The sequence below is a fragment of the Rhodanobacteraceae bacterium genome (genome assembly GCA_016713135.1).
Lineage (GTDB): Bacteria > Pseudomonadota > Gammaproteobacteria > Xanthomonadales > SZUA-5 > JADKFD01.
In genome coordinates this window covers 111,193-138,154 of sequence record JADJPR010000017.1, presented here as the reverse complement: position 1 = coordinate 138,154, position 26,962 = coordinate 111,193, and the positions used below count along the sequence as shown (strand labels likewise).

Annotated in this window: 33 protein-coding genes and 1 riboswitch; of the genes, 7 read left to right on the top strand and 26 right to left on the bottom strand. The window is 66.3% G+C overall.

Annotated elements, in window-relative coordinates; genetic code table 11:
• Positions 1-504: 504 nt before the first annotated feature.
• Positions 505-690, bottom strand: coding sequence for a hypothetical protein (locus tag IPK27_14340; GenBank protein MBK8068755.1), 186 nt, complete (start codon positions 688-690; stop codon positions 505-507).
• A 93-nt stretch (positions 691-783) separates the two neighbouring features.
• On the opposite strand from IPK27_14340, the gene kduI reads away from it, so the two are divergent.
• Genes kduI through IPK27_14325 form a run of 3 tightly spaced genes read left to right on the top strand, consistent with a single transcriptional unit; the run spans position 784 to position 3,728 of the window.
• Positions 784-1,632 (top strand): 5-dehydro-4-deoxy-D-glucuronate isomerase, encoded by an 849-nt coding sequence (gene kduI / locus IPK27_14335; protein MBK8068754.1) that lies wholly within the window; start codon positions 784-786, stop codon positions 1,630-1,632.
• Complete coding sequence (gene kduD, locus IPK27_14330; GenBank protein ID MBK8068753.1) at positions 1,629-2,384, top strand: 2-dehydro-3-deoxy-D-gluconate 5-dehydrogenase KduD; 756 nt, start codon at positions 1,629-1,631, stop codon at positions 2,382-2,384. The genes kduI and kduD overlap by 4 nt, the downstream gene beginning before the upstream one ends.
• A 60-nt stretch (positions 2,385-2,444) precedes the next feature.
• Complete coding sequence (locus IPK27_14325) at positions 2,445-3,728, top strand: acetyl-CoA C-acetyltransferase (GenBank protein ID MBK8068752.1); 1,284 nt, start codon at positions 2,445-2,447, stop codon at positions 3,726-3,728.
• A 292-nt stretch (positions 3,729-4,020) separates the two neighbouring features.
• Here IPK27_14325 and IPK27_14320 read toward each other — a convergent pair whose 3' ends face one another.
• The 4 genes from IPK27_14320 to IPK27_14305 form a co-directional block, all read right to left on the bottom strand.
• On the bottom strand, positions 4,021-5,451 hold the full coding sequence (locus IPK27_14320) for an adenosylhomocysteinase (GenBank protein MBK8068751.1): 1,431 nt from the start codon (positions 5,449-5,451) through the stop codon (positions 4,021-4,023).
• Positions 5,452-5,466: 15 nt separating this feature from the next.
• Positions 5,467-5,552: riboswitch (S-adenosyl-L-homocysteine riboswitch) on the bottom strand.
• A gap of 45 nt (positions 5,553-5,597) precedes the next feature.
• Positions 5,598-5,897, bottom strand: a complete 300-nt coding sequence (locus IPK27_14315) for a CHAT domain-containing protein (protein ID MBK8068750.1) — start codon at positions 5,895-5,897, stop codon at positions 5,598-5,600.
• Positions 5,894-8,692 carry a CHAT domain-containing protein gene (locus tag IPK27_14310; protein ID MBK8068749.1) on the bottom strand — a complete coding sequence of 933 codons (2,799 nt, stop codon included), beginning with the start codon at positions 8,690-8,692 and terminating at the stop codon, positions 5,894-5,896. The genes IPK27_14315 and IPK27_14310 overlap by 4 nt, the downstream gene beginning before the upstream one ends.
• 104 nt (positions 8,693-8,796) lie before the next feature.
• Positions 8,797-9,435: an energy transducer TonB gene (locus IPK27_14305; protein MBK8068748.1), complete on the bottom strand. Its 639-nt coding sequence runs from the start codon at positions 9,433-9,435 to the stop codon at positions 8,797-8,799.
• A gap of 164 nt (positions 9,436-9,599) precedes the next feature.
• Between IPK27_14305 and IPK27_14300 the strand changes: the two genes are divergently transcribed.
• Together IPK27_14300 and putP are read left to right on the top strand one after the other, a co-directional pair.
• Positions 9,600-10,274 carry an ankyrin repeat domain-containing protein gene (locus tag IPK27_14300; protein MBK8068747.1) on the top strand — a complete coding sequence of 225 codons (675 nt, stop codon included), beginning with the start codon at positions 9,600-9,602 and terminating at the stop codon, positions 10,272-10,274.
• Between the two features lie 28 nt (positions 10,275-10,302).
• On the top strand, positions 10,303-11,796 hold the full coding sequence (putP, locus tag IPK27_14295; protein ID MBK8068746.1) for a sodium/proline symporter PutP: 1,494 nt from the start codon (positions 10,303-10,305) through the stop codon (positions 11,794-11,796).
• A 499-nt stretch (positions 11,797-12,295) separates the two neighbouring features.
• Here putP and IPK27_14290 read toward each other — a convergent pair whose 3' ends face one another.
• Positions 12,296-13,090 carry a 3-hydroxybutyrate dehydrogenase gene (locus IPK27_14290; GenBank protein ID MBK8068745.1) on the bottom strand — a complete coding sequence of 265 codons (795 nt, stop codon included), beginning with the start codon at positions 13,088-13,090 and terminating at the stop codon, positions 12,296-12,298.
• Positions 13,091-13,307: 217 nt separating this feature from the next.
• Here IPK27_14290 and IPK27_14285 point away from each other — a divergent pair, with 217 nt between their 5' ends.
• On the top strand, positions 13,308-13,607 hold the full coding sequence (locus IPK27_14285) for a hypothetical protein (GenBank protein MBK8068744.1): 300 nt from the start codon (positions 13,308-13,310) through the stop codon (positions 13,605-13,607).
• Positions 13,608-13,682: 75 nt separating this feature from the next.
• Here the strand turns inward: IPK27_14285 and IPK27_14280 are convergent, their stop codons facing one another.
• Positions 13,683-14,894: a methionine adenosyltransferase gene (locus IPK27_14280; GenBank protein ID MBK8068743.1), complete on the bottom strand. Its 1,212-nt coding sequence runs from the start codon at positions 14,892-14,894 to the stop codon at positions 13,683-13,685.
• Positions 14,895-15,215: 321 nt separating this feature from the next.
• Between IPK27_14280 and phbB the strand changes: the two genes are divergently transcribed.
• Entirely contained in the window at positions 15,216-15,968 is a 753-nt protein-coding gene (gene phbB / locus IPK27_14275) for an acetoacetyl-CoA reductase (protein ID MBK8068742.1), read from the top strand.
• On the opposite strand, the gene IPK27_14270 is transcribed toward phbB, so the two are convergent.
• The 19 genes from IPK27_14270 to rpsQ all read right to left on the bottom strand — a co-directional run bounded on the left by IPK27_14270 (position 15,958) and on the right by rpsQ (position 26,962).
• Positions 15,958-17,478 carry a 3-deoxy-7-phosphoheptulonate synthase class II gene (locus tag IPK27_14270; protein ID MBK8068741.1) on the bottom strand — a complete coding sequence of 507 codons (1,521 nt, stop codon included), beginning with the start codon at positions 17,476-17,478 and terminating at the stop codon, positions 15,958-15,960. The genes phbB and IPK27_14270 overlap by 11 nt on opposite strands.
• A gap of 25 nt (positions 17,479-17,503) precedes the next feature.
• Positions 17,504-18,025, bottom strand: a complete 522-nt coding sequence (locus IPK27_14265; GenBank protein ID MBK8068740.1) for a disulfide bond formation protein B — start codon at positions 18,023-18,025, stop codon at positions 17,504-17,506.
• 177 nt (positions 18,026-18,202) lie between these two features.
• Positions 18,203-18,595 (bottom strand): 50S ribosomal protein L17, encoded by a 393-nt coding sequence (rplQ, locus tag IPK27_14260; protein MBK8068739.1) that lies wholly within the window; start codon positions 18,593-18,595, stop codon positions 18,203-18,205.
• Positions 18,596-18,610: 15 nt separating this feature from the next.
• Positions 18,611-19,606 (bottom strand): DNA-directed RNA polymerase subunit alpha, encoded by a 996-nt coding sequence (gene rpoA, locus IPK27_14255; GenBank protein MBK8068738.1) that lies wholly within the window; start codon positions 19,604-19,606, stop codon positions 18,611-18,613.
• 17 nt (positions 19,607-19,623) lie between these two features.
• Entirely contained in the window at positions 19,624-20,250 is a 627-nt protein-coding gene (gene rpsD / locus IPK27_14250) for a 30S ribosomal protein S4 (GenBank protein ID MBK8068737.1), read from the bottom strand.
• Between the two features lie 18 nt (positions 20,251-20,268).
• A complete protein-coding gene (rpsK, locus tag IPK27_14245; protein ID MBK8068736.1) occupies positions 20,269-20,667 on the bottom strand; it encodes a 30S ribosomal protein S11 in 399 nt (132 codons plus the stop codon).
• A 23-nt stretch (positions 20,668-20,690) separates the two neighbouring features.
• Complete coding sequence (gene rpsM / locus IPK27_14240; GenBank protein ID MBK8068735.1) at positions 20,691-21,047, bottom strand: 30S ribosomal protein S13; 357 nt, start codon at positions 21,045-21,047, stop codon at positions 20,691-20,693.
• A gap of 103 nt (positions 21,048-21,150) precedes the next feature.
• Positions 21,151-22,497: a preprotein translocase subunit SecY gene (secY, locus tag IPK27_14235; GenBank protein MBK8068734.1), complete on the bottom strand. Its 1,347-nt coding sequence runs from the start codon at positions 22,495-22,497 to the stop codon at positions 21,151-21,153.
• Positions 22,498-22,503: 6 nt separating this feature from the next.
• Positions 22,504-22,938, bottom strand: coding sequence for a 50S ribosomal protein L15 (rplO, locus tag IPK27_14230; protein ID MBK8068733.1), 435 nt, complete (start codon positions 22,936-22,938; stop codon positions 22,504-22,506).
• 27 nt (positions 22,939-22,965) lie between these two features.
• Positions 22,966-23,160: a 50S ribosomal protein L30 gene (rpmD, locus tag IPK27_14225; protein ID MBK8068732.1), complete on the bottom strand. Its 195-nt coding sequence runs from the start codon at positions 23,158-23,160 to the stop codon at positions 22,966-22,968.
• Positions 23,147-23,665: a 30S ribosomal protein S5 gene (gene rpsE / locus IPK27_14220; GenBank protein ID MBK8068731.1), complete on the bottom strand. Its 519-nt coding sequence runs from the start codon at positions 23,663-23,665 to the stop codon at positions 23,147-23,149. The genes rpmD and rpsE overlap by 14 nt, the downstream gene beginning before the upstream one ends.
• Positions 23,666-23,707: 42 nt before the next feature.
• The gene (rplR, locus tag IPK27_14215) at positions 23,708-24,070 is read right to left on the bottom strand and encodes a 50S ribosomal protein L18 (protein ID MBK8068730.1); all 363 of its coding nucleotides are present in this window, start codon (positions 24,068-24,070) and stop codon (positions 23,708-23,710) included.
• A gap of 41 nt (positions 24,071-24,111) precedes the next feature.
• Positions 24,112-24,639: a 50S ribosomal protein L6 gene (rplF, locus tag IPK27_14210; GenBank protein ID MBK8068729.1), complete on the bottom strand. Its 528-nt coding sequence runs from the start codon at positions 24,637-24,639 to the stop codon at positions 24,112-24,114.
• 15 nt (positions 24,640-24,654) lie between these two features.
• Positions 24,655-25,053: a 30S ribosomal protein S8 gene (gene rpsH / locus IPK27_14205; GenBank protein ID MBK8068728.1), complete on the bottom strand. Its 399-nt coding sequence runs from the start codon at positions 25,051-25,053 to the stop codon at positions 24,655-24,657.
• 26 nt (positions 25,054-25,079) lie between these two features.
• Entirely contained in the window at positions 25,080-25,385 is a 306-nt protein-coding gene (rpsN, locus tag IPK27_14200) for a 30S ribosomal protein S14 (protein MBK8068727.1), read from the bottom strand.
• Between the two features lie 26 nt (positions 25,386-25,411).
• Positions 25,412-25,954, bottom strand: a complete 543-nt coding sequence (gene rplE, locus IPK27_14195; protein MBK8068726.1) for a 50S ribosomal protein L5 — start codon at positions 25,952-25,954, stop codon at positions 25,412-25,414.
• An 11-nt stretch (positions 25,955-25,965) separates the two neighbouring features.
• Positions 25,966-26,298, bottom strand: a complete 333-nt coding sequence (gene rplX, locus IPK27_14190; GenBank protein MBK8068725.1) for a 50S ribosomal protein L24 — start codon at positions 26,296-26,298, stop codon at positions 25,966-25,968.
• A gap of 10 nt (positions 26,299-26,308) precedes the next feature.
• Entirely contained in the window at positions 26,309-26,677 is a 369-nt protein-coding gene (gene rplN, locus IPK27_14185) for a 50S ribosomal protein L14 (GenBank protein MBK8068724.1), read from the bottom strand.
• A 12-nt stretch (positions 26,678-26,689) separates the two neighbouring features.
• Positions 26,690-26,962 carry a 30S ribosomal protein S17 gene (rpsQ, locus tag IPK27_14180; GenBank protein MBK8068723.1) on the bottom strand — a complete coding sequence of 91 codons (273 nt, stop codon included), beginning with the start codon at positions 26,960-26,962 and terminating at the stop codon, positions 26,690-26,692.

The following is a 26,962-nucleotide window of genomic DNA, read 5'->3' as shown; positions in this document are numbered from 1 at the left end:
CTTCGACTCGGCTTCCTGCCTGTTTTCAGGAAAGCTTGATCGATTTGCTCGACAGGAGTCGAGGGTGAAGCGAAAGCAGCGAAGCAAGCGCCGCTCTGCGGCTTCGGCTCCGCTCCACGGCTTCGGCATTTCTGTTGGCTCTGGTTTCACAGGCGGCTCTGGCTTCGCTATCGGCTCTGGCTTCGCTGTCGGCTCTGGCTTCCTTCCGGTAAATGCCCGCAAGTCGGCTGATCCACCCCACCTCAAGAACCAGGCAGGAAGCCGGGTCGAGGAACCCGGGGCCCTCGGGAGCGCCGAGGAGCGGAGCGAAGCGCAGGGGAAAGCGAGCATGTCCGAGCACAGGGATGTGCGAGTTGCAGCGGCCTGCGCTTCGTGAGCACCGCAGGGACTTGCCGCGCACGACGCGCGGCAAGCGCGGACGCGGGGTGGCCTTTCTTTTGGTGACTTTTCTTTGGCCACTCAAAGAAAAGACACTCGGCCGCCAGGCCGAAACGCTGTTGCTCTTCAGGTAAGAGCAAAAAACAACAGCAACAGCGAAAAGATCGCGGGCAGAGCCCGCTCCCACAAGTGCCAAGGCGACAGCGACAGCGACAGCGACAGCGACAGCGACAGCGACAGCGACAGCGACAGCGACAGCAATAGCGAAAAGATCGCGGGCAGAGCACGCCCCCACAAACAGCCGCGCAACATCGACCACCCCGAGCCCGAGACCACCTCCACAAACTGATGACACCGGTTACCACACCTCGTATCCTCCACCCGGAATCCCCGACGGAGCCCCCGATGTACGTCAAGACCTACCACGCCACGCACCCGTCGATGATGGCCGGTGCCAGCAATGACGAGTTGCGCGAGCGCTATCGCATTGGCGAGTTGTTCGTGCCGGACGCGGTGCGCCTGAATTACACCCACTACGAGCGCATCGTCGTTGGCGGCGCCGCGCCGGTGGCACGGGCGCTGGCTCTTCCGGCGCAGGAGGCGCCGGCATCGGCCGCGGGGAAACCCTTCCTCGAACGCCGCGAACTGGGCGTGGTCAATGTGGGCGAGGGCGATGGCGAACTCAGCGTGGATGGCGAGGTGCTGCGACTCGCGCCGCGCGACGGGGCCTATGTGCCGATGGGCAGCGCCGACGTGCGCTTCAGCAGCCTGGATGGCGACAAGCCCGCGCGCTTCTACCTGGTCTCGACTCCCGCGCACGCGCGGCATGCGCTGAAGCACCTGTCGCTCGCGCAGGCGGTGCCGCTGCAGCGCGGCGCTCTGGAAACCTCGAACCAGCGCACGATCTACCAGTACATCGTGCCCGCCACCTGCGCCTCCTGCCAGTTGCTGCTGGGGATGACCCTGCTGCAACCCGGCAGTGTGTGGAACACCATGCCGCCGCACCTGCACGATCGCCGCAGCGAGGTCTATTTCTATTTCGGCCTGGGCGCAGACGACCGCGTGATGCACTTCATGGGCGAGCCCGCGGACACGCGTCATCTGGTGCTCGCCAACGAGGAAGCGGTGGTTTCCCCGCCGTGGTCCATCCACATGGGCTCGGGCACGCGCCACTACGGCTTCATCTGGGCGATGGGTGGCGAGAACCTCGATTACACCGACATGCAGCAACTGGACATCTGCCAGCTCAAATGAACCCCTTCGACCTCAGCGGACAGGTGGCGCTGGTCACCGGCGCGAACACCGGCATCGGCCAGGGCATTGCGCTCGCACTGGCGCAGGCGGGCGCGGACATCGTCGCGCTCAGCCGTCGTCCCGCCGACGACACGCTGGCGGCGGTGTCAGCCGCTGGCCGGCGCGGTCACTGGATCGAGTGCGACCTGGGTTCCGGCAGGCCGCCGGCTGACCTGGTCGACACGCTGGTCGCGCGACATGGACGGTTCGACATCCTGGTCAACAATGCCGGGACGATCCGGCGCAACGACGCGCTGGCGTTCACCGAGGACGAATGGGACAGCGTGGTCGACCTGAACCTGAAGTCGGCCTTCTTCCTTGCGCAGCAGGCCGCGCGGCACTGGGTGGGCGCGCAGCGGGGTGGCCGCGTCATCAACATCGTCTCGATGCTGTCCTTCCAGGGCGGCATCCGGGTGGCCTCGTACACCGCGAGCAAATCGGGTCTGCTCGGCATCACACGCCTGCTCGCCAATGAGTGGGCGCGCCACGGGATCAACGTCAACGCCATCGCGCCCGGCTACTTCGCCACCGACAACACCGCGGCGCTGCGTCAGGACGAGAGCCGCAACCGCGACATCCTGGCGCGGATCCCGGCCGGACGCTGGGGCGAGCCATCCGACCTCGGCGGGGCCGCGGTCTTCCTCGCCTCCGCGGCGGCGGCCTATGTGCACGGCGCGGTACTCCCTGTCGATGGCGGATGGCTCGCCCGCTGAGAGCGCGCACCCGGGGCGGGCTGCACTACACTGCCCGCTCCGCTCACCGGAGCCGGTGCCATGCCCGACCGCCGTCCCCTGGCCGCCATCCTCGGCGGCCTGCGCATCCCCTTCTGCCGCAACAACACCGCCTACACCGACTTGCCGAACCTCGCGCTCGGCACCGAGGTGGTGTCGCGCCTGGTCGACCGCTTCGGCCTCAAGGGCGTCGAACTGGGCGAAGTAGCCTTCGGTGCGGTGCTCAAGCACTCGCGCGACTGGAACCTGGCGCGTGAGATCGCCCTGGGTTCGGGACTGAAGGCGACCACGCCGGGGCTCACGTTGCAGCGCGCCTGCGGCACCGGATTCGAGTCGGCGATCGTGATCGCCAACAAGATCGCGCTCGGCCAGATCCGCGCCGGCATCGGCGGCGGCAGCGACAGCGCCTCGGAGGTGCCGCTGGTGCTGAACCAGTCGCTCAACGCGCGCTTCCTCGCGCTGGCGCGGGCACGCAGCTTCGGTGAGCGCTTGCGCGCGCTGAAGGGCTTCCGCTTCGGCGAGTTGAAGCCGGTGGCGCCGGCGGTCGGCGAGCCGCGCACCGGCAAGAGCATGGGCGAGCACTGCGAGATGATGGCCAAGACCTGGGGCATCAGCCGCCGCGACCAGGACCAGATCGCCTTCGACAGCCACCAGAAGGCGCACCACGCCTACGAGCGCGGCTTCTACGATGACCTGGTCGCCCCCTTCCGCGGGCTCAAGCGCGACAACGTGCTGCGCGCAGACACCACGCTGGAGAAGCTGGCGACGCTGAAGCCGGCCTTCGACCGCACCTCCGGCCAGGGCACGCTGACCGCCGGCAACTCCACCCCGTTGACCGACGGCGCCAGCGCACTGCTGCTGGCCAATGCCGACTGGGCGCGTGCCGAGGGCCACGAGGTGCTGGCGGAGCTGGTCGACGCCGAGGTGTCCGCGGTCGATTTCGTTGGCGGCGAGGGCCTGCTGATGGCGCCGACCGTGGCCACCGCGCGACTGTTGCAGCGCCAGGGACTCGGCTTCGGCGACATCGACCTGTTCGAGATCCACGAAGCCTTCGCGGCGCAACTGCTGTGTACGCTGGCGGCTTTCGAGTCGGATGGCTATTGCCGCGAGCGCCTCGGCCTGCCGGGCGCGCTGGGCGCGATTGACCGCAGCAAGCTCAACATCGCCGGCGGCAGCCTGGCCATCGGCCACCCCTTCGCCGCCACCGGCGCGCGCATGTTCGCCGGCGCGGCGAAACTGCTGAAGGATGCCGGCGGCGGCCGCGTGCTGGTGATGGCCTGCGCGGCCGGCGGCATGGGCGTGGCGGCGTTGATCGAGCGGCGTTGACCGGATTTGAAGCGGGGCAAGGGGAAAGGGACAGGGGACCCGGTTCGCTCCACGGTCGAGCTGGGCGGCGTGGCCGCATTGATCAAGCGGCGTTGACGAGATTTGGAGCGGGCCAAGGGGCAAGGGGCAGGGGACCCGGCTCGCGCCACGGTCGAGCTGGGCGAAGGTCCGGGTCCCCTGCCCCCTGACCCCTGACCCGCTCTTGGGCCTCCCCAAAACGCAGAAGGCGCCGCTTGCGCGACGCCTTCTGCTCAACCGCAAGGCAGCCCCCGCAAAACGGGAACCCGCCCGATCAGTAGCGGTAGTGGTCCGGCTTGTACGGGCCTTCCTGCTTGATGCCCATGTAGCTGGCCTGCTGTTCCGTCAGCTGGGTCAGCTTCACGCCGATCTTCTCCAGGTGCAGGCGCGCGACTTCCTCGTCGAGCTTCTTCGGCAGCTGGTACACGGCCGGCTCGTACTTGTCCTTGTTCGCCCACAGGTCGATCTGCGCGAGGACCTGGTTGGAGAAGGAATTGGACATCACGAAGCTCGGGTGGCCGGTGGCGCAGCCCAGGTTCACCAGGCGGCCTTCGGCCAGCATGTAGATCTCGTGGCCGTCGGCGAAGCGGTACTTGTCCACCTGCGGCTTGATCGTCTGCTTGGTGACGCCGGCAGCGGTGTTCAGGCGCTCGACCTGGATCTCGTTGTCGAAGTGGCCGATGTTGCAGACGATCGCCTGGTCCTTCATCGCCGCCATGTGTTCCAGCGTGATGATGTCCTTGTTGCCGGTGGCGGTGACGTAGATGTCGGCCTTGCCGAGGGTGTCCTCGACGGTGGTGACTTCGAAGCCTTCCATCGCCGCCTGCAGCGCGCAGATCGGATCGATCTCGGTGACCACCACGCGCGCGCCGAAGCCGCGCAGACTGCGGGCCGACCCCTTGCCCACGTCGCCGAAGCCGCAGATCACGGCCAGCTTGCCGGCGATCATGCGATCGGTGGCGCGCTTGATGCCGTCCGCCAGCGATTCGCGGCAGCCATAGAGGTTGTCGAACTTGCTCTTGGTCACCGAGTCGTTGACGTTGATCGCCGGCACCAGCAGCTTGCCCAGCGCCTTCATCTGGTACAGGCGGTTGACGCCGGTGGTGGTCTCTTCGGAGACACCGCGCCAATGCTTGACCACTTCGTGCCAGAAGCCCGGGCGCTCCTTGGCGGTGCGCTTGAGCAGCTTCTTGATGATCGCCTCTTCTTCGCTCTCGCTCGCGGAGTCGACCCAGCGGTCCCCCTGCTCCATCAGGTAGCCCTTGTGGATCAGCAGGGTGACGTCGCCGCCGTCATCGACCACCAGCTCCGGGCCCTGGCCACCGGGGAAGGTCACCGCGTCCAGGGTGCAGTCCCAGTACTCTTCCAGGGTCTCGCCCTTCCACGCGAACACCGGCACGCCGGCCTTGGCGATCGCCGCCGCGGCGTAGTCCTGGGTGGAGAAGATGTTGCACGAGGCCCAGCGCACGTTGGCGCCAAGGTCGACCAGGGTCTCGATCAGCACCGCGGTCTCGACCGTCATGTGCAGCGAGCCGGTCAGGCGCACGCCGGCCAGCGGCTTGGTGGCGGCGTACTTCTTGCGGATCGACATCAGGCCGGGCATCTCGTGCTCGGCCATCGTGATTTCCTTGCGGCCCCATTCGGCCAGCGACAGGTCGCGCACCTTGAAATCGTGCGCCGGCATTTCCTTCACAACTGCGTTCATCAGCGTCCTCGCGATCACAGACGGGCGCCCTTCGCTTCAGGAAGGCCTTTCTCGCCGAGCGTGACCCCGTGGATGCCGGGATTGCAGCGCCCCTCGACGAGCGGACCGGCCGGCATGCTGCCGGCGGAGGCCGCGGATTCTATCGCTTATTCGCGATGGAGAGATGAATGGCGGCTGCGCGCCTCGTCGGGCCGTCCATAGAGCTGGAATCCGGACCAATGGAAGGGATGCGACAGGTCGGCCTCCTGCTCCGCTGCGCGCGGCGCCAGCCCGCCGACGCCGCGCACGGCAGTCGCGTCCGAGGCGCGCCGATCGGAATGGATCAGTGCCAGCTGGGCTTCGCGCAGGGCGACCTCCGCTGCCGCGCCGCCGGCCAGCGCCCGATGGAAACGACCCATCAGTTCCGCTGCGCCCGCGTCGGCCACCGGCCACAGGGTGGCGATCACGCCGCCTGGCGGAAGGCCCGGGTCAGGCTGACCAGGCCATCGCCACGCGGCTCCGCGTCGACCGCGGTGTTGCACGCCGAGAGCACGACGATGTCGGCGGACAGATGCATCGATCCGAGGATCTCGCGCACCCGCAGCGCGCCGTCTTCGCGCTCGTCGCGCCCGAGGATCAACGCGGAATCGAGGGGTACCGCGTCGTCGAGCACGCCGTGCACGGCGAAATGCAACAACCGGGCAGCGCCCGCCTCGCGCCGCACCCGGCTCTCGCTGGCGGCGGCGCCACGCAACAGGATGGCCGAAGCGCCCAGGGTGCGCTGCACGCGAGTGGCTTCCACCAGCGCGCCCGGCAGCGCGGGCAACCCTTCGACGGCGGCGACATCGGCCAGCGGATCGGCCACCACCAGCGCGCGTCGACTGCCCGCGTGTTCGTCGCGCCGCTGCAAGGCCAGCGTCCCGAGCGACTCCACCTGCACCAGCGGCGTGTCCTCGACCAGGAATCGCCCGGTCTCGCGCCGATGCAGCGCGGCGAACGGCAGTTGCTGCAAGGGGCCGTCGGCGAGCACCAGCAGGCGCTCACTGCGCGCGATCGCTGCCAGGTGTGGCGCGAGCAGAAGCGCATGCAGGTCCTCGCTGGCGCGCAACAGCGCCGGCAGGCCATCGGGGGCGCGCGCCAGCACCAGCGCCCGCAGCTGCGCGACCCGTGCGGTCCATCCGACGCGACCCACGGGTATCCGCCGCGACTCGACGCCATCCGCGCCGGCCTGCAGCACCAGCGTCTCCGCGCTGCCCACGCTGAAAGCCAGCAGCAATGAACCGGCGGGCAGGCGCAGGTAGCCGTGGGCGTCGTTGCGGCAAGGGCCGCCGGGATGCGCGGGTTCATTGCGCTGGCCGGTGGCGCAGTCGCCATCGCCGTGGGGCACGGCAGCGCTGCGCGGCACCAGCAGGGCCGCGGTGCGCGGCGCGGCCGCATCCAGGCGGGCCAGTTCCTGCGCATGGCGCGCGTCCAGCGCCTCGAGTTTGCGCCGCGCCTGCGTGGCAGCGTCCAGCGACTGCTCCGGGTCGGAGGCGCGCGCCAGCGCCGCCGCGCGCCGCTGGCGATAGTCTATCCACGCATCGACGGCCGCCTGCGGCTCGCCATCCAGCGCCGCGGCATTGCCGCGCCACAGCGCCAGCAGACTGCGCGCGCGTCCTTGCTCCAGCACGTCGAGCGCACCGGCAGCGTCACCCGCCTCGGCCCGCGCAAGGCTGCACGCGTGGTACAGGTCCGCATGGCGCGCGCGGAAGCGTGAATCGGTGAGCACGCCGTCGCCGACGTCCACCCCTTCCAGGACCTGGACCGCCGCGCACAGCGCGTCCCGCGCGGCCTCCATCCGGCCCTGTGCCTGCGCGACCAGCCCCTCGGTGTGCAAGGTGAGTGCATGGTAGGCCGAGCGTGGCGCAACCCGACCCAGCCCGGCGCGCGCCCGGGTCGCCAGTTCCGCTGCGACCTCCAGTTCCCCGGTGGCCAGGCGCAGCTCGGCCTCCTGGCGATCCAGCAGGTAGGACTCGATGTCGCGGTTCTCGAAGGCGACCAGCAGCTTGCGTGCGCGGCTCAACCACTTGATGCCCTCGCGCGCACCGGCCTGGCCGGTGCTGCCGAGGAACCAGGCGTAGTCGCGCAGCACCGGACCGGCGCAATAGCAGTCGCGCGGCTGCTTTTCGTTGACCGAGATCGCGCGCTGGAACAGGGCCCGCGCCTGCGCGATTCGTCCCTGCGCGGCGGCCAGTTCCGCCTGGTTGCTGCGCAAATGGGCCTCCACCGGCTGGCCTGGGGCCAGCTTGAGGATGATCGCTTCCGCCTGCGCGTAGTGGTCGGCCGCCTCGGTCCACTCGCCTAGCTCGAAGCTCAGCCGCGCGAGGTTGATCACGGCTCGCGCCATCTGCAGCGTCCCCGGGCGCAGGCGACGCTCGGCTTCCACCGCGGCCCGCAACTGCGTGCGCGCAGCGCCCAGGTCGCCCAGGTCCCAGGCGGCCAGCGCCAGGTTGTGCTGGACCACCGCCTGCATGACACCCGCATGCGGCACCTGCCGCAGCAAGTCGACGGCCTGCGCCAGCGCGCGCATGGCCGCCGGCAGTTCGCTCGCAAGCAAGTGCTTGACGCCACGAAGGTTGGCCACGCTGGCGCGCAGCTCGATGTCCGGATCCTCCTGCGAAAGCCGCGACTCGAGTTCGCCCAAGGTGTCATTCGCGGCATCGAACTGGCCATTGGCGCGCTGGATCCCGACCCGCGATGCCAATGCCCACAGGGCGGCATTGGAATCCGGATCGAGCCGGGTGTAGATCGCCACCGCGCGCTCGGATGCCGCCAGCGCCTCGGTGCGCCGGTCGGCGCTGCGCAGCGCCGCCGCCAGCTGCGCCAGCGCCCGTGCGAGACCGGTCGAATCGCCTTTGCCATCCAGCAGTTCGACCGCCTGTGCGGCGAGTTGCTCGGCCCCCGGGTCGCCAGCGCGAACCATCTGGCGCGATTCCAGCACCAGCAGATGCGCGTGCAGTTCCGGCTCCACGGTGGCCTGCGTCGCGACCCACTCGCGCAGCCGGTCCAGCCAGGGGCGGGCGGCGGCGAACGCCTCCCGCTGCTGCAGGGCTTCGGCGGCCCCCAGGGCCGCGTGCGCTGACCCGGCATCCCGCACCGGTGCGACTGGCGATTCCACAGCAGCCACGGCGGCGCCAGTCTCCGCGGCCGGCAACGGCCCAGCCACCGCGAGCGCACACCACAAGGCGCAGAGCCAGGGCCAGTTCCCTACCTGGATGCGCATGCACCGCCTCGTCACCGATCCGACGCTGAGCAGGATGCTCGCGGCAACCGGGCCCCGCAAGACCGCGCGAGCCGCCGGCGACCGCCAGCGGCTCGCCGGCCCGGTCATTCGAGACTGAACACCACCGGCACGCGCGCCCACGCGGCGCGCGGCACGCCATCGACGGCGTACGGCTGGAAGCGCCAGCGCTTGATCGCGCGGACCGCAGCGGCCTCAAGGTTGCGGTTGCGCGTGCCACCCACCACATCGATCTGCTGCGGCAGACCATCGGCTCCCACCAGCACCCGCAGCACCACCTCGCCCTCGACCCCGCGCGCCAGTTCGCGCCGCGGATAGGCGGGCGGGTTTCCGCGCAGTTTCTTGAGCGTGACGAGGTTGGCCTGCGTACCCAGCGCCGGAGCGCTGGCGCTCTCGTCGACGATCGCGTCCGGCATCACCGGCAGATCGCTGGCCTCGGCGACGACGATGTCGTTGCTGACGATCGGCGGCGCCTGCACCGGCGCCAGGATCGGTGCCTGCGGCGGCGCAGTCAGCGGCATGATCTGGATCGGCGGCGGCGGCACGACGATGGGCTCGGGCGGCTTCGGCGGTGGCGGCGGATCGCTCGGATCGACGGTGTAGACGATCTCCGGCGGCTGCGGTTTCCACAGCTCCGCCGGCTGCCGCGGCAGCAGCATCAGCGCCAGCACCATGAGGTGGATCAGCAATACCCCACTGATCGCGATCACCCGTTTCTGATCCAACGCCCGTCCTTTCGCCCTGCGCATCGCCAGCACCATGGTTCACCCCTGCCTTTCGGCACTTGCCCTGGAAGACCGCTGCTGGAATTCACGGTAGGGTGCCGAGATTAAGCGCCGGCTGAACACCGCCCGCCGCCGCCCCGCCCGTTCAAGTGGAGATAACGCCGATGGAGACCGCCCAGCGTCTGCAGCAATCGATCGCAGCCGACGACCGCGCGACCGCCTGCGCCCTGGTCGATGCCGATCCAGGATTGCTCGATGGCGAGATCGCCGGCGGCGCCAGCGCGATCCTGCTGGCGCTGTACATGGGCAAGCGCGAACTCGCGCAGGACTTCGCGCAACGCAAGCCCCGGCTGGCGATCACCGAAGCCGCGGCGCTCGGCCACGGCGATGCCCTGCTCGCTGCGCTGGCGGCGGATCCTGCCGTGGCCAACACGCGTTCCGGCGACGGTTTTCCCGCGCTCGGACTTGCCGTTTTCTTCGGGCACCTTAAGTGCGCCGCACTGCTGCTCGGCGCTGGCGCAGATGCCAACACCCCAGCCGCCAACCCGATGCGCGTCGCGCCGATCCATTCGGCCTGCGCGCGCAGCGACGAGGCGCAGGCCTGCGCGCTGGCGCAATTGCTGATCGCCTTCGGTGCCGATCCGAACCTGCAGCAGCAGGCCGGCTGGACCCCGCTGCACGCGGCGGCGCATCGAGACCAGGCACGCCTGATCCGTCTGCTGCGCGCTGCCGGCGGCGACCCATCCTTGCGCAACGACACGGGTGTGGATCCGGTCGCGCTGGCCACGAGCGAGGGCCGTCACGCGGCGCTGGCGGCGCTGCTGGCCACGGTTGCATGATCGGCGCCTCGCAACCGCAGGCACCGGCATGAGCGCGTCCAGTTCGCTGTGGATTACCTTTACCGTGTACCTGGCGGGGATGCTAGGCATCGGCGCCTGGGCCTGGTGGCGCACGCGCTCATTCGACGACTACATCCTCGGCGGACGCAGCCTGAGTCCGCTGGTGACGGCGCTGTCGACCGGCGCATCCGACATGAGCGGCTGGCTGCTGATGGGCCTGCCGGGCGCGCTGTACGCGTCCGGGCTGGCGGAGGCATGGATCGTCATTGGCCTGGTGGCCGGCGCGTGGATGAACTGGCGCTACGTGGCCGGGCCGCTGCGCGTCTACACCGAGCGCGCCGAGAACGCGCTGACGCTGCCGGACTATTTCACCCATCGCTTCGATGACCGCCTACGCCTGCTGCGGGTGTTTTCGGCGCTGGTGATCCTGGTGTTCTTTGCGATCTATTCGGCTTCCGGCATCGTCGCCGGCGCGCGCCTGTTCGAGAGCACCTTCGGCATTCCATATGCCCAGGCGCTTTGGGCCGGCGCCGCGGTGACCATCGCCTATACCTTGATCGGCGGCTTCCTGGCGGTCAGCTGGACCGATGCGGTGCAGGCCACGCTGATGATCCTGGCTCTGATCGTGGTGCCGCTGATGCTGATCGCCGGCGGCGGCGGGCCGGTTGCCGCATTCAGCGCGATCGCAGCGGCGCACCCGGAGCGCGCCGACTGGTTCACCGGCACCAGTTTCGTCGGGATCGTCTCGCTGATGGCCTGGGGCCTGGGCTATGTGGGCCAGCCGCACATCCTGGCGCGCTTCATGGCGGCCGAATCGCTGGCCGCGATCCGCCCGGCGCGGCGCATCGGCATGAGCTGGATGGTGCTCTGCCTCGCGGGCGCGGTGGCGACGGGCTTCTACGCCAACGCCTTCTATGGCGCGCATCCGGAACTGGCCACGGCAGTGAACGAAAATCCCGAACGGGTGTTCATCCTGCTGGCGCAGCAGTTGTTCAACCCGTGGATCGCGGGTGTGCTGCTGTCGGCCGTGCTCGCGGCCATCATGAGCACCCTGTCCTGCCAGTTGCTGGTGTGCTCCAGCGCGATCACGGAGGACTTCTACAAGGCCTTCCTGCGCAAGCAAGCGAGCCAGCGCGAGCTGATCTGGGTCGGGCGGGCGGCGCTGCTGGCGATTGCCCTGCTCGCCATCGCGCTGGCGTGGAACCCCGGCAACCGGGTGCTCGACCTGGTTTCCTACGCCTGGGCCGGTTTCGGTGCCGCCTTCGGCCCGGTGGTTGTGATCTCGCTGTACTGGCGCCGCATGACCCGCAACGGCGCACTCGCCGGCATGCTGACCGGCGCTGCCACCGTGCTGGTGTGGAAGCAGTACGGCTGGTTCGGCCTGTACGAGATGGTCCCCGGCGTGGCCCTGGCAACGCTGGCGATCTGGCTGGTCAGCAACGCCGACGCCGCGCCCGCCGAATCCGTCGCCGCGCGCTTCGACCGCGTGCAGGCCGAGCTGCGGGCGGCCGCCCGGATCTGAGGGCCGCGCGTCGCAGAGGACCCTCAAGATCAAGAGCAAGAGCGTTTCGGCCTGGCGGCCGAGTCACTTCTTTCTGCTTGCCCAGAAAGAAGGTGACCAAGAAAGAGGGCACCCCGCGTCCGCGCCCCGTGTGCGTCGTGCACACGGGGTTCCCTGCGGTGCTCGCGCCTTGCAGGCCGCTGCGCAACTCGCACATCCCTGTGCTCGAACATGCTCGCTTTCCCCTGCAAGCCGCTCCGCTCCTCGGCGCTCCACAGGGGACCCCATTTTCCCTTCGACCCGGCTTCCTGCCTGGTCTTCGTGGCAAGCATTTTGATCGATTTGCTCGGTTGAAATCGAGTGCGAAGCGTCAGCAGCAGCAGAGCTCCTGGTTGTGGCTTCGTTTCCGGCTGTGGCTTCGCTTCAGGACTACGACAGGCAATCCATCGTTGGACCTTCGCTTCTGCCTTTCTTTGCGTCCTCTGCGACTCTGCGCTGAACGTCTCCAGCCAACAGGGCGTTACTGCGCGGTCCAGCCGCCATCCATCGCGATGTTGCTGCCGGTGATCTGCGAGGCCGCGTCGCTACACAAGAACAGGGCCAGCGCGGCGACCTGTTCGACGGTGACGAATTCCTTGGTCGGCTGCGCGGCGAGCATCACGTCGCGCTTGACCTGTTCCTCGGTCAACCCGCGCGCCTTCATGGTGTCCGGGATCTGTTTCTCGACCAGCGGGGTCCACACGTAGCCCGGGCAGATCGAATTGATGGTGATGCCGAAGGTCGCCAGTTCCAGGGCGACCGACTTGGTGAACCCGGCAATGCCGTGCTTGGCCGCCACATAGGCGCTCTTGAACGGCGAGGCAACCAGCGCGTGCGCGCTGGCGGTGTTGATGATCCGGCCCCAGCGGCGCGCCTTCATCTGCGGCACCACCGCACGCGTCGCGTGGAAGGCTGCCGACAGGTTGATCGCGATGATCTGGTCCCATTTGTCGAGCGGAAAATCCTCGACCGGCGAGACGAACTGGATCCCTGCGTTGTTGACCAGCACGTCGACGCTGCCGAGCGCCCCGCTGGCTTCCTGCACCATCGTCGCAATCGCTGCGCCATCGCGCATGTCGGCGCCGCAGTAGCGCGCGGTCACACCAAAATCGGCCTCGATGTCGCGGCGAGCGGATTCAATCGCGTCGGGTTCGCCGAATCCATTGAGGGTCACCTGCATGCCGGCTCCAGCAAAGGCGCGCGCGATGGCCAGGCCTATGCCGCTGGTGGATCCGGTGACGAGTGCGTGGCGGCGTGTTGCCGTGGGGGTGCTCATGCGCGGCTCCTGCAGGAATTCGACGAAGGATGCCCGCATCGCCGAACGCGCGCATCCGACCGAAAGTACCACCATGGCCCGCGCATTCTTGCGGACTGAACGGAGATCGCAACCCTGTGCTGCGCGGACCACGGCGATCTGCGAAGAAGGCGTCGACTGGGCTAAGATCGCGCCAGCGGCAGCGATGCGGCCGCGACACGTCCCGAGGAGGAAACCCGTGAACCATCGTCTGTCCCTTGCGCTGGTCCTTGCACTCAGCGCATTCGCCGCCCAGGCCCAGCAGGCCGTCAACCCGAAGCCGCTGACCGACGAGGAACGCGCGGAGATCAATGCCCAGCGTCGCGCCGGCTGCAAGGCGCACAGCGAAAACCTGAAGATGCTGCAGAGCGACAATCCGCTGATAATCGAGGAAGGCGGCAAGCAACGGGAACTCACCCGCGCCGAGCGCGACGCGCAGATCGCCGATACCCAGAAGATCCTGCAGGACTACTGCGGCGAGAAGCCCAAAGGCAGCTGAAGCCACGCTCCCACTGAAGCGCATAAGGCCCGCTTTCGCGGGCCTTATGCTGTGCACCGGTGACGCGCGCCGGGATCAGCGCTTCTTCTTCGCCAGGCCCGCGGCTTCGCGCAGCGCATCGGCCTTGTCGGTCTTCTCCCACGAGAAGGCAGTGTAGCTCTTGCCGTCCGCACCCTTGATTTCGTAAGGCTTGCGGCCGAAGTGGCCGTAGGCCGCGGTCGGCTGGTACATCGGGTGGATCAGGTCGAGCATCTTGACGATGCCGTAGGGACGCAGGTCGAAGTGCGCGCGGATCAGCTTCTCGATCTCCGCGTCAGCGATCTTGCCGGTGCCGAAGGTGGTCACCGAGATCGAGGTCGGCTCGGCCACGCCGATCGCGTAGGACACCTGGATCTCGCACTTGGTGGCGAGGCCCGCGGCAACGATGTTCTTGGCCACGTAGCGACAGGCGTAAGCCGCCGAACGATCGACCTTGGACGGATCCTTGCCGGAGAAAGCGCCGCCGCCATGGCGCGCCATGCCGCCGTAGGTGTCGACGATGATCTTGCGGCCGGTCAGGCCGCAGTCGCCCACCGGGCCGCCGATGACGAACTTGCCGGTCGGGTTGATGTGGAACTTGGTGTGCTTGCCGATCCACTTGGCCGGGATCACGGGCTTGATGATGTGCTCCATCACCGCCTCTTTCAGATCCTTGTGCTTCACGTCCGGATCGTGCTGGGTGGAGAGCACCACGGCATCGACGCTGGTGATGTCGCCATTCTCATAGCGCATGGTGACCTGGCTCTTGGCGTCCGGGCGCAGCCAGGACAGCGGCGAGTTCTTCTTCTTGCGCACCTTGCTCTGCTGCTCCACCAGGCGGTGGCTGTAGTAGATCGGCGCCGGCATGAACTCCGGGGCTTCGTCGCAGGCATAGCCGAACATCAGGCCCTGGTCGCCCGCGCCCTGCTCTTCCGGGCTCTTGCGATCCACGCCCTGGGCGATGTCCGGGCTCTGCTTGCCGATCAGGTTGAGCACGCCGCAGGTCGCGCCGTCGAAACCGACCACCGACGAGTCATAACCCACGTCGACGATCACCTTGCGCACCAGCGCTTCGAGGTCCACCCACGCGCTCGTCGTGATCTCGCCCGCAACAATGGCGACACCGGTCTTGACCATGGTCTCGCAGGCGACGCGCGCCGAAGTGTCCTGCGCCAGGATGGCGTCGAGAACGGCGTCGGAGATCTGGTCGGCCAGTTTGTCCGGGTGGCCTTCGGAAACGGATTCGGAGGTGAACAGGTAAGCGCTCATCGACGGGTCCTAAGTCAGGGCGATACAACAAAAGGCCGCGGATCATACCTGCGCTTTGCCAACTGCGCACATAACAGACGGCTATACGGCTGTGCCGGGCCCTTGTTCAACGCGGAGACGCAGAGAACGCAGAGAAGCGCAAAGTGACCGCCGGCCGGGCTACGGTTCGAGACGTTCAACCGCTTCTCTCTGCGTCCTCTGCGTCTCTGCGTTTCACGGGTATGGGCGTGCAGCGTATTTCACGTTGGTTGCATTGACGCTGCAGGAGCGCAGTCCTAAGATCGCGCCCGTGCTGCATTGCAGCAATCAAGGAATGATCCCATGTCCGCAAAGCACGAACGTCTGGCCGTGGTCACCGGTGGCATTGGCGGCCTGGGTACCGAAATCTGCCGCCACCTGGCGCGATCCGGCCGAAAGGTGGTCGCCGCCGACCTCGACGCGCGCCCGGAGCGCATCGACGCCTTCCGCGAGTCGGTGTCCGAATTCAACGGCCATATCCGCTTCGAAGCGCTGAACGTGGCCGACTTCGACCATTGCGCCGAATTCGCCGAGCGCGTGCAGCAGCACCATGGCCCAGTCGACATCCTGGTCAACGCCGCCGGCATCACGCGCGACACCACGCTGCGCAAGATGGACGCCAAGCAGTGGTCGGACGTGATCCGGGTGAATTTGGACGGCGTGTTCAACCTCTCGCGCCAGTTCGTCGACGGCATGTGCGAGCGCGGCTTCGGCCGCATCGTCAACATCAGCTCGGTCAATGGCCAGACCGGTCAGTTCGGGCAGACCAACTACTCGGCGGCCAAGGCCGGCATGCACGGCTTCACCATGGCGCTGGCGCGCGAAGTGGCGCGCAAGGGCGTGACTGTCAACTCGGTGTCGCCCGGCTACTGCAAGACGGCAATGGTCATGCAGATCCCCGAGCCGATCCGCAACGAGATCATCGCCAAGATCCCGGTCGGCCGCCTCGGCGAACCCTCCGACATCGCGCGCGCCGTCGACTTCCTGACTGCCGAAGAGTCCGGTTTCATCACTGGCGCCAACCTGCCGGTCAACGGCGGCTACTTCATGGATTGAACGCTGCGGCTGCGCCGCAGCGTCCGGTGAGTGGTCCGCGCCGCTTCGCGGCGCTCAATGGTAAGTGGCGTGAAGCCACGCTCTCGCGGGCTTCTGCCACTCTTCTCGCGTACTCACCACTCACTGCTTCTGCCACGCGCGCGCCTTGCTTGCGCACGATCAGCATGGCCATTTCGATCGCCTGCTCGTAGTTCAGGCGCGGATCGACGGTCGAGTGGTAGGCGCGTTCCAGATCGACCTCGGTCAGGTCACGCGCGCCGCCCAGGCACTCGGTGACATTCTCGCCGGTCAGTTCCAGATGTGCGCCGCCCAGGCGCGAGCCGCAGGCTGCGTGAATGTCGAAAGCCTGTTCCAGTTCCGAGCGGATGTTCTCGAAGCGCCGGGTCTTGTAGCCGTTCGCGGTGGCCTCGGTGTTGCCGTGCATCGGATCGCAACACCACAGCACGCGCTTGCCGTTGCTGCGCACCGCTTCGATCAGGCGCGGAAGGTGCTCGGCAATCTTGTTGGCACCGAGGCGATGGATCAGCGTCAGGCGACCGGCCTCGTTCTCCGGATTCAGGCGGTCGATCAGGCGCAGCAACTGGTCACCGGTCACCGACGGGCCAATCTTGACGCCGATCGGGTTGCGGATGCCGCGGAAGTACTCGACGTGCGCGCCATCCAATGCGGCGGTGCGCATGCCGATCCACGGATAGTGCGTCGAGAGGTTGAACCAGCCCCACTGGCGCGGCACCTGCCGCGTCAGCGCCTCTTCGTAGTGCAGCAGCAGGGCTTCGTGCGAGGTGTAGAAATCGACCCGGCGCAGGCTGCCGATCGGCGCCCCGCCGACGCTCTCCATGAAGCGCACGGCATCGCCGATCGAGCGCACCATGTCGCGGTACTCGCGCTCGAAGGGCGAATGCTGGACCCAGTCGAGGTTCCAATATTCGGGGTGGTGCAGGTCGGCGAATCCGCCATCGATCAGCGCGCGTACGAAGTTCATCGTCAGCGCCGAGCGCGAATGCCCCTCGACCATGCGCTGCGGATCCGGACGACGCGCCTCGGGTGTGAACTCCGGACCATTGACCAGGTCGCCGCGGTAGCTCGGCAGCGTCACTCCGTCCTTGGTCTCCATATCAGCAGAACGCGGCTTGGCATACTGCCCGGCGAAGCGCCCCACGCGCACGATCGGCTGCTTCAGGCCGTGGACCAGCACCAGCGACATCTGCAGCAGCACCTTCAGCCGGTTGGCGATGTGCGGACTGCTGCAGTCGCTGAAGTTCTCGGCGCAATCGCCGCCCTGGAGCAGGAAGCGACGCCCTTCAGAGGCGTCGGCCAGTTCCTGCTTGAGTTGCAGGATTTCCCAGGAGGTGACCAGTGGCGGCAACTGCCGCAGTTCGCGCAATTGCGCGCTCAGCGCGGCGGCGTCTTCGTAGGTCGGCTGCTGCAAGGCCGGATACTGCGCCCAGGACGCCGGCGACCAGTTTTCAATTTCGCGAATGGCGGTGAGCACCCTTTCCTTCCTCAGCACGGTTCGACCCCTGGTTTGGCGCGCCTCAGCGCGCCGCGGTTCCACGCACTGGCGGAAACAGCACCAGCACGATCATGGCCACGGCCATCAATACGAAAAATGCGAACGTCCAGGCCGGCATGCTGAAGCCCAGGAGGGTCCAATCGATGTTGGCGCATTCCCCCGAGGTCATCATCACGGTCTTCAGCATGTTGCCGAAGGGCAGGTTGTTCCACATGTAATCCATCGGCGGCGCGCACGACGGCAACTGGTCCTTGGGCAGCGACTGCAACCAGACATGCCGGCCCGCGATGGCCGCGCCAAGCCCGGTCACGACGATCCCGAGCCCTGCATAGACGCGAATTCCCCAGCCGCGGGGCCCATGCAGCGCGCCCAGCAGGCAAACCACCGCAAAAGCAATCACCGCCGCGCGCTGGAACATGCAAAGCGGACAGGGCACCAGCCCAAGCACGTGCTCGGCATAAAACGCATAGCCAAGCAGCGCAACGCACACCAGCGTCAGTGCGCCATAGATCTGCCGCGCGTTGAATTTGTCCAGTCCGAGCATTGCAGTTTCCTCGCAGTCGATTGACCTGACTCGGACCACCGGAAACGCGATTGGTTTCGCATACCAGCGCCGGTCGACACCGACGAGCGTTCGAGTGTAACCCGAAAGACGTCGAATGCTGCAACGCAAAAAGGCCGCCCGGAGGCGGCCTTTTCAATCCACGACAGTCGAACCGGCTCAGGCTTCGACGGCAGCTTCCGCGGCAGCCTTTTGCGGGCGATCCACCAGTTCGACATACGCCATCGGCGCATTGTCGCCGGCGCGGAAGCCGCACTTCAGGATGCGCAGGTAGCCGCCGGGACGCGAGCGATAGCGCGGGCCGAGTTCAACGAACAGCTTGCCGACGATCGCCTTGTCACGCAGGCGGCTGAACGCCAGGCGGCGATTGCTGACGCCCTCGACCTTGGCCAGGGTCAGCAGCGGCTCGGCGAACTTGCGCAGTTCCTTCGCCTTGGGCAGCGTGGTCTTGATCAGCTCGTGCTGAAACAGCGCGTTGGTCATGTTGCGGAACATGGCCTGGCGGTGCGAGCTGGTGCGCGCGAACGCGCGGCCGGAATTACGATGACGCATGGCAGATTCTCCTTATCAACCGCCAAAGCCGCTGGTAGCCAGGCCCGGCGGCGGCCAGTTCTCGAGCTTCATGCCGAGCGACAAACCGCGCGCGGCGAGCACATCCTTGATTTCGGTGAGCGACTTCTTGCCGAGATTCGGGGTCTTGAGCAGCTCCACTTCGGTGCGCTGGATCAGATCACCGATGTAGTAGATGCTCTCCGCCTTCAGGCAGTTGGCCGAGCGAACAGTCAGCTCCAGATCGTCGATCGGACGCAGCAGGATCGGATCCACCTCGGCGCGACCGGCCACCGGGCGCTCCTCGGTACGACGACTCACATCGACGAAGGCGCCGAGCTGATCGACCAGGATTCCCGCAGCCTGCTTGACCGCGTCGACAGCATCCACAGTGCCATCGGTCTCGACGTCCAGCACCAGCTTGTCGAGGTCGGTGCGCTGCTCGACGCGCGCGCTCTCGACCGCGTAGGCAACCCGGCGAATCGGCGAGTAGGTCGCGTCGATCTGGAGACGACCGATCGGGCGCGCCTCGTCTTCCGGCATGCGACGGCTGCTGGCAGCCTCGTAGCCGACGCCGCGCGCAATCTTCAGGCGCATCGACAACGAGACGTCCTTGGTCAGCGTGCAGATCAGCAGATCCGGATTGACGATCTCGACGTTGTGGTCGGTGGTGATGTCGCCGGCAGTCACGGGGCCACGTCCCTTGCGGGACAGGTGAACCGTGGTCTGCTCGACATTGTGCAGGCGAACCGCGACATCCTTGAGGTTGAGCAGGATCTCGACGACATCCTCCTGCACACCCTCGATGGTGCTGTACTCGTGCAGCACGCCATCGATCTCGACTTCGGTGATGGCAGCACCCGGAATCGACGACAGCAGCACACGACGCAGCGCGTTGCCCAAGGTGTGGCCGAATCCCCGCTCCAGCGGCTCGAGCACGACTCGCGCGCGCCGTTCGCCGGCATTCTCGACCACCAGATTATGGGGACGCAGCAAGCTGGTTGCAGACGTCATGTCAAACCTTCCTGGAATTACTTGGAGTAGAGCTCGACGATCAAATTCTCATTGATGTCGGCGGACAGATCGCTGCGATCCGGAAGCTGCTTGAACACGCCCTGCGACTTGGCGGAATCGAGTTCCACCCAGTTCGGCGCCAGGTCCATTTCCTGGCTCAGCGTCAGCGCTTCCTTCACGCGCAGCTGGTCCTTCGCGCGGTCGGCCAGCGCCACCACGTCGCCCACCTTGACCTGGTAGGACGGCAGGTTGACGATGCGGCCATTGACCTTGATCGCGCGATGGGCCACCAGCTGGCGACCCTGGGCGCGCGTCACCGCGAAGCCCATGCGATACACGATGTTGTCCAGACGCGACTCGAGGATCTGCAGCAGGTTCTCGCCGGTCGCACCACGGCGGCGGCTGGCCTCCGCGTAATAGCGGCGGAACTGGCGCTCGAGCACGCCGTACATACGCTTGACCTTCTGCTTCTCGCGCAGCTGCAGCGAGTAGTCGGAGTTCTTCGCCTTCTTCGCCGCGCCGTGCTGACCGGGCTTCTGCTCGATCTTGCACTTTTTGTCGATCGGGCGCGCCGGGCTCTTCAGGAACAGATCCGTTCCTTCGCGACGGGCGAGCTTGCAAGTGGGACCAATATAGCGTGCCATGACGTCAATCCTCCTTGATTACACGCGACGGCGCTTCGGCGGACGGCAGCCGTTATGCGGAATCGGCGTGACGTCCAGAATGTTGGTGACCTTGAGGCCGAGCGCATTGAGCGCGCGCACGGCTGACTCGCGGCCCGGGCCGGGGCCCTTGATACGCACTTCCAGCGCCTTGACGCCGTATTCCAGCGCGACGCGCCCGGCTTTCTCAGCCGCGACCTGCGCAGCGAAGGGCGTGCTCTTGCGCGAGCCGCGGAAGCCAGCGCCACCCGAGGTCGCCCAGCTCAGTGCATTGCCCTGGCGATCGGTGATCGTGATCACCGTGTTGTTGAACGAAGCCTGGACATGCGCGATGCCGTCGGAGACGGAACGCTTGATCTTCTTCTTGGCCTTACCGGCCGCGGCAGCCGCCTTGCTCATTTTCTGATTCCGGAATTAAGTGCTTACTTCTTGATCTGCTTGCGCGGGCCCTTGCGGGTGCGCGCATTGGTACGCGTGCGCTGACCGCGGATCGGCAGGCCCTTGCGGTGACGCAGGCCGCGGTAGCAGCCCAGGTCGATCAGGCGCTTGACGCTCATCGCGACTTCGCGACGGAGGTCACCTTCGACCGTGAACTTGCCGACTTCGGCACGCAGGCGCTCGACCTCAGCCTCGGTGAGGCTCTTGACCTTGGTGGTCGGCTCCACACCAGCGGAAGCGCAGATCTTGCGCGCGCTGCTGCGACCGACGCCGTAGATGCTGGTCAAGCCGATCCACGCATGCTTGTTGACCGGGATGTTGACACCCGCGATACGTGCCATGAGTACTCTCCACTCCAAGAGCGCGACTGGTGGAACCGCCTATAGTAGCAGGTTCCATACCGTTTTGCGCAAACGTCTTCAGTTCCAGGCGAACCGGACAGCTTTACTTCAGCAAGCCACCACGCCCGACATTCTTCAGGTTCGCCTTCTTCAAAAGGCTGTCGTACTGGTGCGACATCAGGTGCGCCTGGATCTGCGCCATGAAGTCCATCACCACCACGACCACGATCAGCAACGAAGTGCCGCCGAAATAGAACGGCACATCGAAGTAGATGCGCATGAATTCCGGCAGCAGGCAGACTGCGACCAGGTACAGCGCGCCAACGGCCGTCAAACGGGTCAGCACACCGTCGATGTAGTCCGCCGTCGCCTTGCCCGGGCGGATGCCGGGGATCAGCGCACCTGACTTCTTCAGGTTGTCGGCAGTCTCCTGCGCGTTGAACACCAGCGCGGTATAGAAGAAGGCGAAGAAGAAGATCAGACCGTCGTACAGCAACATGTGCAGCGGCTGTTCCGGACCGAGCATCGCCGCCAAGCGCTGCAGCCAGCGAGTACCCTCACCGGTGCCGAACCAGGTCGCGGCGGTGGCCGGGAACAGGATCAGGCTTGAGGCAAAAATCGGCGGGATCACGCCCGACATGTTGAGCTTGAGCGGCAGGTGCGACGACTGGTTCTGGTACGCCTGGCGACCGGACATGCGCCGCGCGTAGTTCACGGTGATGCGCCGCTGGGCGCGTTCCATGAACACCACGAAGGCCGTCACCACGACCACGATGGCGAGCACCAGGATGATCGACAGGAACTGCAACTGACCGGTGCTGGCGAGTTCCAGCGTGGTGGCGATCGCCCCCGGGAAGCCCGCGACAATACCGGCGAAGATCAGGATCGAGATACCGTTGCCGATACCGCGTTCAGTGACCTGTTCGCCCAGCCACATCAGGTACATCGTTCCAGCCGTCAGGCTGATCACCGCAGTCACGAGGAAGCCGATACCCGGCGAGATCACCACGCTACCGCCCTGCTGCTGCAGCGCGTAAGCCACACCGAAACCCTGGAAGATCGACAGTCCCAAGGTTCCCCAGCGGGTGTACTTGGTCAGCGTGCGACGACCCGCCTCGCCTTCCTTTTTCAAAGCCTGCAGCGAGGGCAAGGCGGTGCCAAGGATCTGCACCACGATCGATGCCGAGATGTACGGCATGACGCCGAGCGCGAGGATCGAGAAGCGCTCAAGGGCGCCACCCGAAAACATGTTGAACACGTCGATGATCGTGCCGCGCTGAGATTCCATCAGCTGCAGCATCGCTTCCGGATTGACCCCGGGCACCGGGATGAAGCTGCCGGCGCGGAAGACGATCAGCGCACCCAAGACGAACAGCAGACGCTGGCGCAGCTCGGACAGGTGACCGAGCTTGCCGAGCGCGTTACCCGCACTGGTCGACGCGTTGGCCAAGGGGCTTTACTCCACCGATCCGCCGGCGGCGAGGATCGCTGCCTTGGCACCTTCGGTGCAGCCGATGCCACGCACGGTCAGCGCGCGACCGACGTCGCCCTGCTTGACCAGCTTGACTCGCTTGATGTCAACGCCCACCAAGTCCGCAGCCTTCAGCGCGGCCAAGTCGATCACGTCGCCCTTGACCTGGGCCAACTGGTAGAGGAAGACCTCACCAACGGACGCCTTGATCTTGGAACGGAAACCCACTTTCGGGAGGCGGCGCTGCAGCGGCATCTGGCCGCCTTCGAAGCCCGGCTTGATCTTGCCCTTGCCGGTGCGCGCGTACGAACCCTTGTGGCCGCGGCCGCAGGTCTTGCCCAGGGTCGAGCCAATGCCACGACCGACGCGACGGGCTTCCTTCTTGCTGCCCTCGGCCGGCTTGATCGTATTCAGTCTCACGATGCTACTCCCACTCGGTCGTCAGGCTCAGCCTTCGACACGGACCAGATAGTTGACCTTGTTGATCAGGCCACGAACGCTCGGGCTGTCCTTCAGCTCCACGACCTGATGCATGCGCTTCAGGCCGAGGGCCTTGACGCACAGGCGGTGGTTGGCCGGCGTGCTGTTCGGGCTGCGGACGAGCTTGACGCGCACAGTAGCGCTGGCGTTATCGCTGCTCATTGGACTTCCCCGTCAGTTCTTCGAGACGCTTGCCGCGCTTGGCCGCGTAGTCGCCCGGCGCCGCCATACGAGCCAGACCCTTGACCGTTGCGCGGACCAGGTTGATCGGGTTGCGCGAGCCGAAGGCCTTGGCCAGCACGTTCTGGATGCCGACCACCTCGAACACGGCGCGCATGGCACCGCCGGCGATCACGCCAGTACCTTCGGAGGCGGGCTGCATGTACACCTTGGCAGCACCGTGGGCACCCTGCGTCGCATACCAGAGAGTACCGTTGTTCAGGCTCACCTTGACCATGTTGCGACGCGCGCGATCCATCGCCTTGGAGATCGCGGCCGGCACTTCACGCGCCTTGCCGTAACCGATGCCTACGCGACCGTTGCCATCGCCGACCACGGTCAGCGCGGTGAAACCGAACTGACGGCCACCCTTGACGACCTTGGCCACGCGGTTGACCGCTACCAGCTTTTCCAGCAGGCCATCGCTGCTGTCGTTATCGTTTGCCATGCTACTCACCTGAATATGGACGAGGGTGCGGCGGGGCCGACCTCAGAACTGGAGACCACCCTCGCGGGCGGCATCGGCCAGAGCCTGGATCCGCCCGTGATACTTGAAGCCGGAACGGTCGAAGGCGACGCGATCGACGCCGGCGGCGAGCGCCAGCTTCGCGATCGCACGGCCCACGGCGGACGCCGCAGACTTGTTCTTGGTGCCGGTGAGGCCTTCGCGCACGTCCTTCTGGACGGTGGACGCCGCAGCGACCACACCAAAGCCGCCAGCCGCGAACACCTGGGCATAGATGTGCTGCCCCGTGCGGTAGACGGTCAGCCGCGGAACCTGCAGTTCCCGAATCCGATGCCGTGTCGACTGCGCTCGGCGCAGTCGCGCTTCTTTCTTGTCCACTTTCGCCATGACTATCGATGTCCTTGCTTTGTGAAAGGGCGGGAAGGGCCTTAGGCCTTCTTCGCTTCCTTCAGCGTGATCTTTTCGCCGCTGTAGCGCACACCCTTGCCCTTGTAGGGTTCGGGCGGACGGAACGCGCGAATCTTGGCGGCAACCTGACCGACCGCCTGCTTGTCGGCGCCCTTTATCAGGATTTCCGTCTGCGACGGCGTGGAGACGGTCACGCCCTCCGGAACCTTGAACAGCACCGGGTGCGAAAACCCGAGCGTCAGGTTCAGGTCGCTGCCGGCCATCGCGGCGCGGTAACCGACGCCGACCAGTTCCAGCTTGCGCTCGTAGCCCGTGGCCACACCGGTGACGCAGTTCGCCAGCAACGCGCGCAGCGTGCCCGCCATCGCGTCATTCGCCAGGCTGGCCGGCTGGATCGAAACATTGGCGCCTTCGATCGAGACGCTGACGCCGGCCGGCTGGGCCACGGACAGCGTGCCCTTCGGGCCCTTGATTGCGATCGAGCCCGCCGCGGTCGTCATTTCGACGCCCTTCGGCAGCGCGATCGGCTTTTTCGCAACTCGAGACATGGTGCTTACTCCCGCTTAGGCGACCAGGCAGAGGACTTCGCCGCCGAGACCTTCCGAACGCGCCTTGGCGTCGGTCATCAGGCCCTTCGACGTCGACACGATGGCGATGCCCAGGCCACCGAGCACGCTCGGCAGGGCATCGTTGCCGCGGTACTTGCGCAGGCCAGGACGGCTCACGCGTTCCAGCTTCTCGATAACCGGCTTGCCCTGGAAGTACTTGAGCTTGACGCTCAGGACCTTCTTGCCCGGGCCGGTCTCGGCGGTCGCCACGTCTTTGACGTAGCCTTCTGCTTTCAGCAGTTCAGCGATCGCGAGCTTCACCCGCGAGGCTGGCATCTGCACATTCTGCTTGCCCATGGCCTGCGCATTGCGGATGCGCGTCAACATGTCGGCAATTGGATCGGTCATGCTCATGACGATTACCTGATTCTTTAGGGTGCTTACCAGCTGGCCTTGCGCAGGCCAGGGACGTCGCCACGCATGGTTGCTTCACGCAGCTTGTTGCGGCCGAGACCAAACTTGCGGTAGTAGCCGCGAGGACGGCCGGACAGGGCGCAGCGGTTGCGCTGACGGCTGGGGCTGGAGTCGCGCGGCAGCTTCTGCAGCTTGGCCTGCGCTTCCATCTTTTCTTCGTAGGAGGCGGTCAGACTGGAAATGACTGCCTTCAGTTCGATGCGCTTGGCGCCGTAGCGCTTGGCCAGCTTCTCGCGCTTGATCTCGCGATTCACCATCGAAGTCTTCGCCATGGAATCTCTCCTGGGTTCGCGTGGGATCAGTTGCGGAAGGGGAAGCCGAAGGCCTCGAGCAGGGCTTTCGCCTCCGCGTCGGTCTTCGCCGTGGTGGTGATGCAGATGTCCATGCCGCGGAGCGCGTCGACCTGGTCGAAGTCGATTTCCGGGAAGATGATCTGTTCCTTGACACCGAAGTTGTAGTTGCCGCGACCGTCGAACGCGCGGCCGGACTGGCCACGGAAGTCGCGAACGCGCGGCAGAGCGACGTTCACCAGGCGATCGAGGAACTCGAACATGTGCTTGCGGCGCAGCGTGACCTTGCAGCCGATCGGCCAGCCGTCGCGGATCTTGAAGGTCGCGATGGACTTCTTGGCCAGCGTGGTGATCGGCTTCTGACCGGAGATCTTGGTCATGTCGTCGACGGCATTTTCCAGGATCTTCTTGTTGCCGACGGCCTCGCCCACGCCCATGTTGAGCGTGATCTTGACCAGGCGCGGAACCTGCATCGGGTTGGCGTAGGCGAACTTCTTCGTCAGCGCCGGCACGACGGATTCGCGGTAGAACGTATCGAGTCTCGCGGTCACGGGTCTATACCTCAAACAATATCGATGACTTCGCCAGTGGAGCGGTACACGCGGACCTTGTGCTCCACACCGGCGTCGTTCTTGACGGTCTTGAACCCGACCTTGTCACCCTTCTGGGTCTTCGGATTCAGCAGCATCACGTTGGAGGCGTCGATCGACGCCTCGCGCTCGACGATGCCGCCAGGCTGGTTGGCCTGCGGATTCGCCTTCGTGTGACGCTTGACCACGTTCACATTCTCGACAAACACGCGGCCCTCGGTGGTCACGCGCGTCACCGAGCCCTTGCGGCCCTTGTCCTTGCCTGCGATCACGACGACCTGATCGCCCTTGCGGATGCGCTTCATAACTGAATCCTCAAAGCACTTCGGGAGCCAGCGACACGATCTTCATGAACCGCTCGGAGCGCAGTTCGCGCGTGACCGGTCCAAAGATACGAGTGCCAATCGGCTCAAGTTTGTTGTTCAACAACACCGCAGCGTTTCCGTCGAAGCGTACCAGCGAGCCATCGGCGCGGCGGACGCCCTTGCGGGTGCGCACAACCACGGCGTCGTAGACCTCGCCCTTCTTGACCTTGCCGCGCGGAATCGCGTCGCGGACGGAGACCTTGATCACGTCACCGATGTTGGCGTAACGGCGCTTGGAGCCGCCGAGCACCTTGATGCACATCAGTTCCTTGGCGCCGCTGTTGTCGGCCGCGGCGAGCGTGCTCTGCATCTGGATCATGGCGCTATCCCCTTACTCGCCGGCGCGACGCACGATCTCGGTGACCGTGTAGCTCTTGGTCTTGGAGATCGGACGGCAGGAAGTGATCGTCACCGTGTCGCCCTCACGCGCGCCGAGCTCGTCGTGCGCATGGAACTTGGTGGAACGACGGATGAACTTGCCGTAGACGCCATGGCGGATCTGGCGCTCGACCAGCACGGTCACGGTCTTCTGCATCTTGTCGCTGACCACGACGCCGACCAGCGGCCGGGCCTTCTTCGTGGTTTCTGTCTGCTGCTCGCTCAT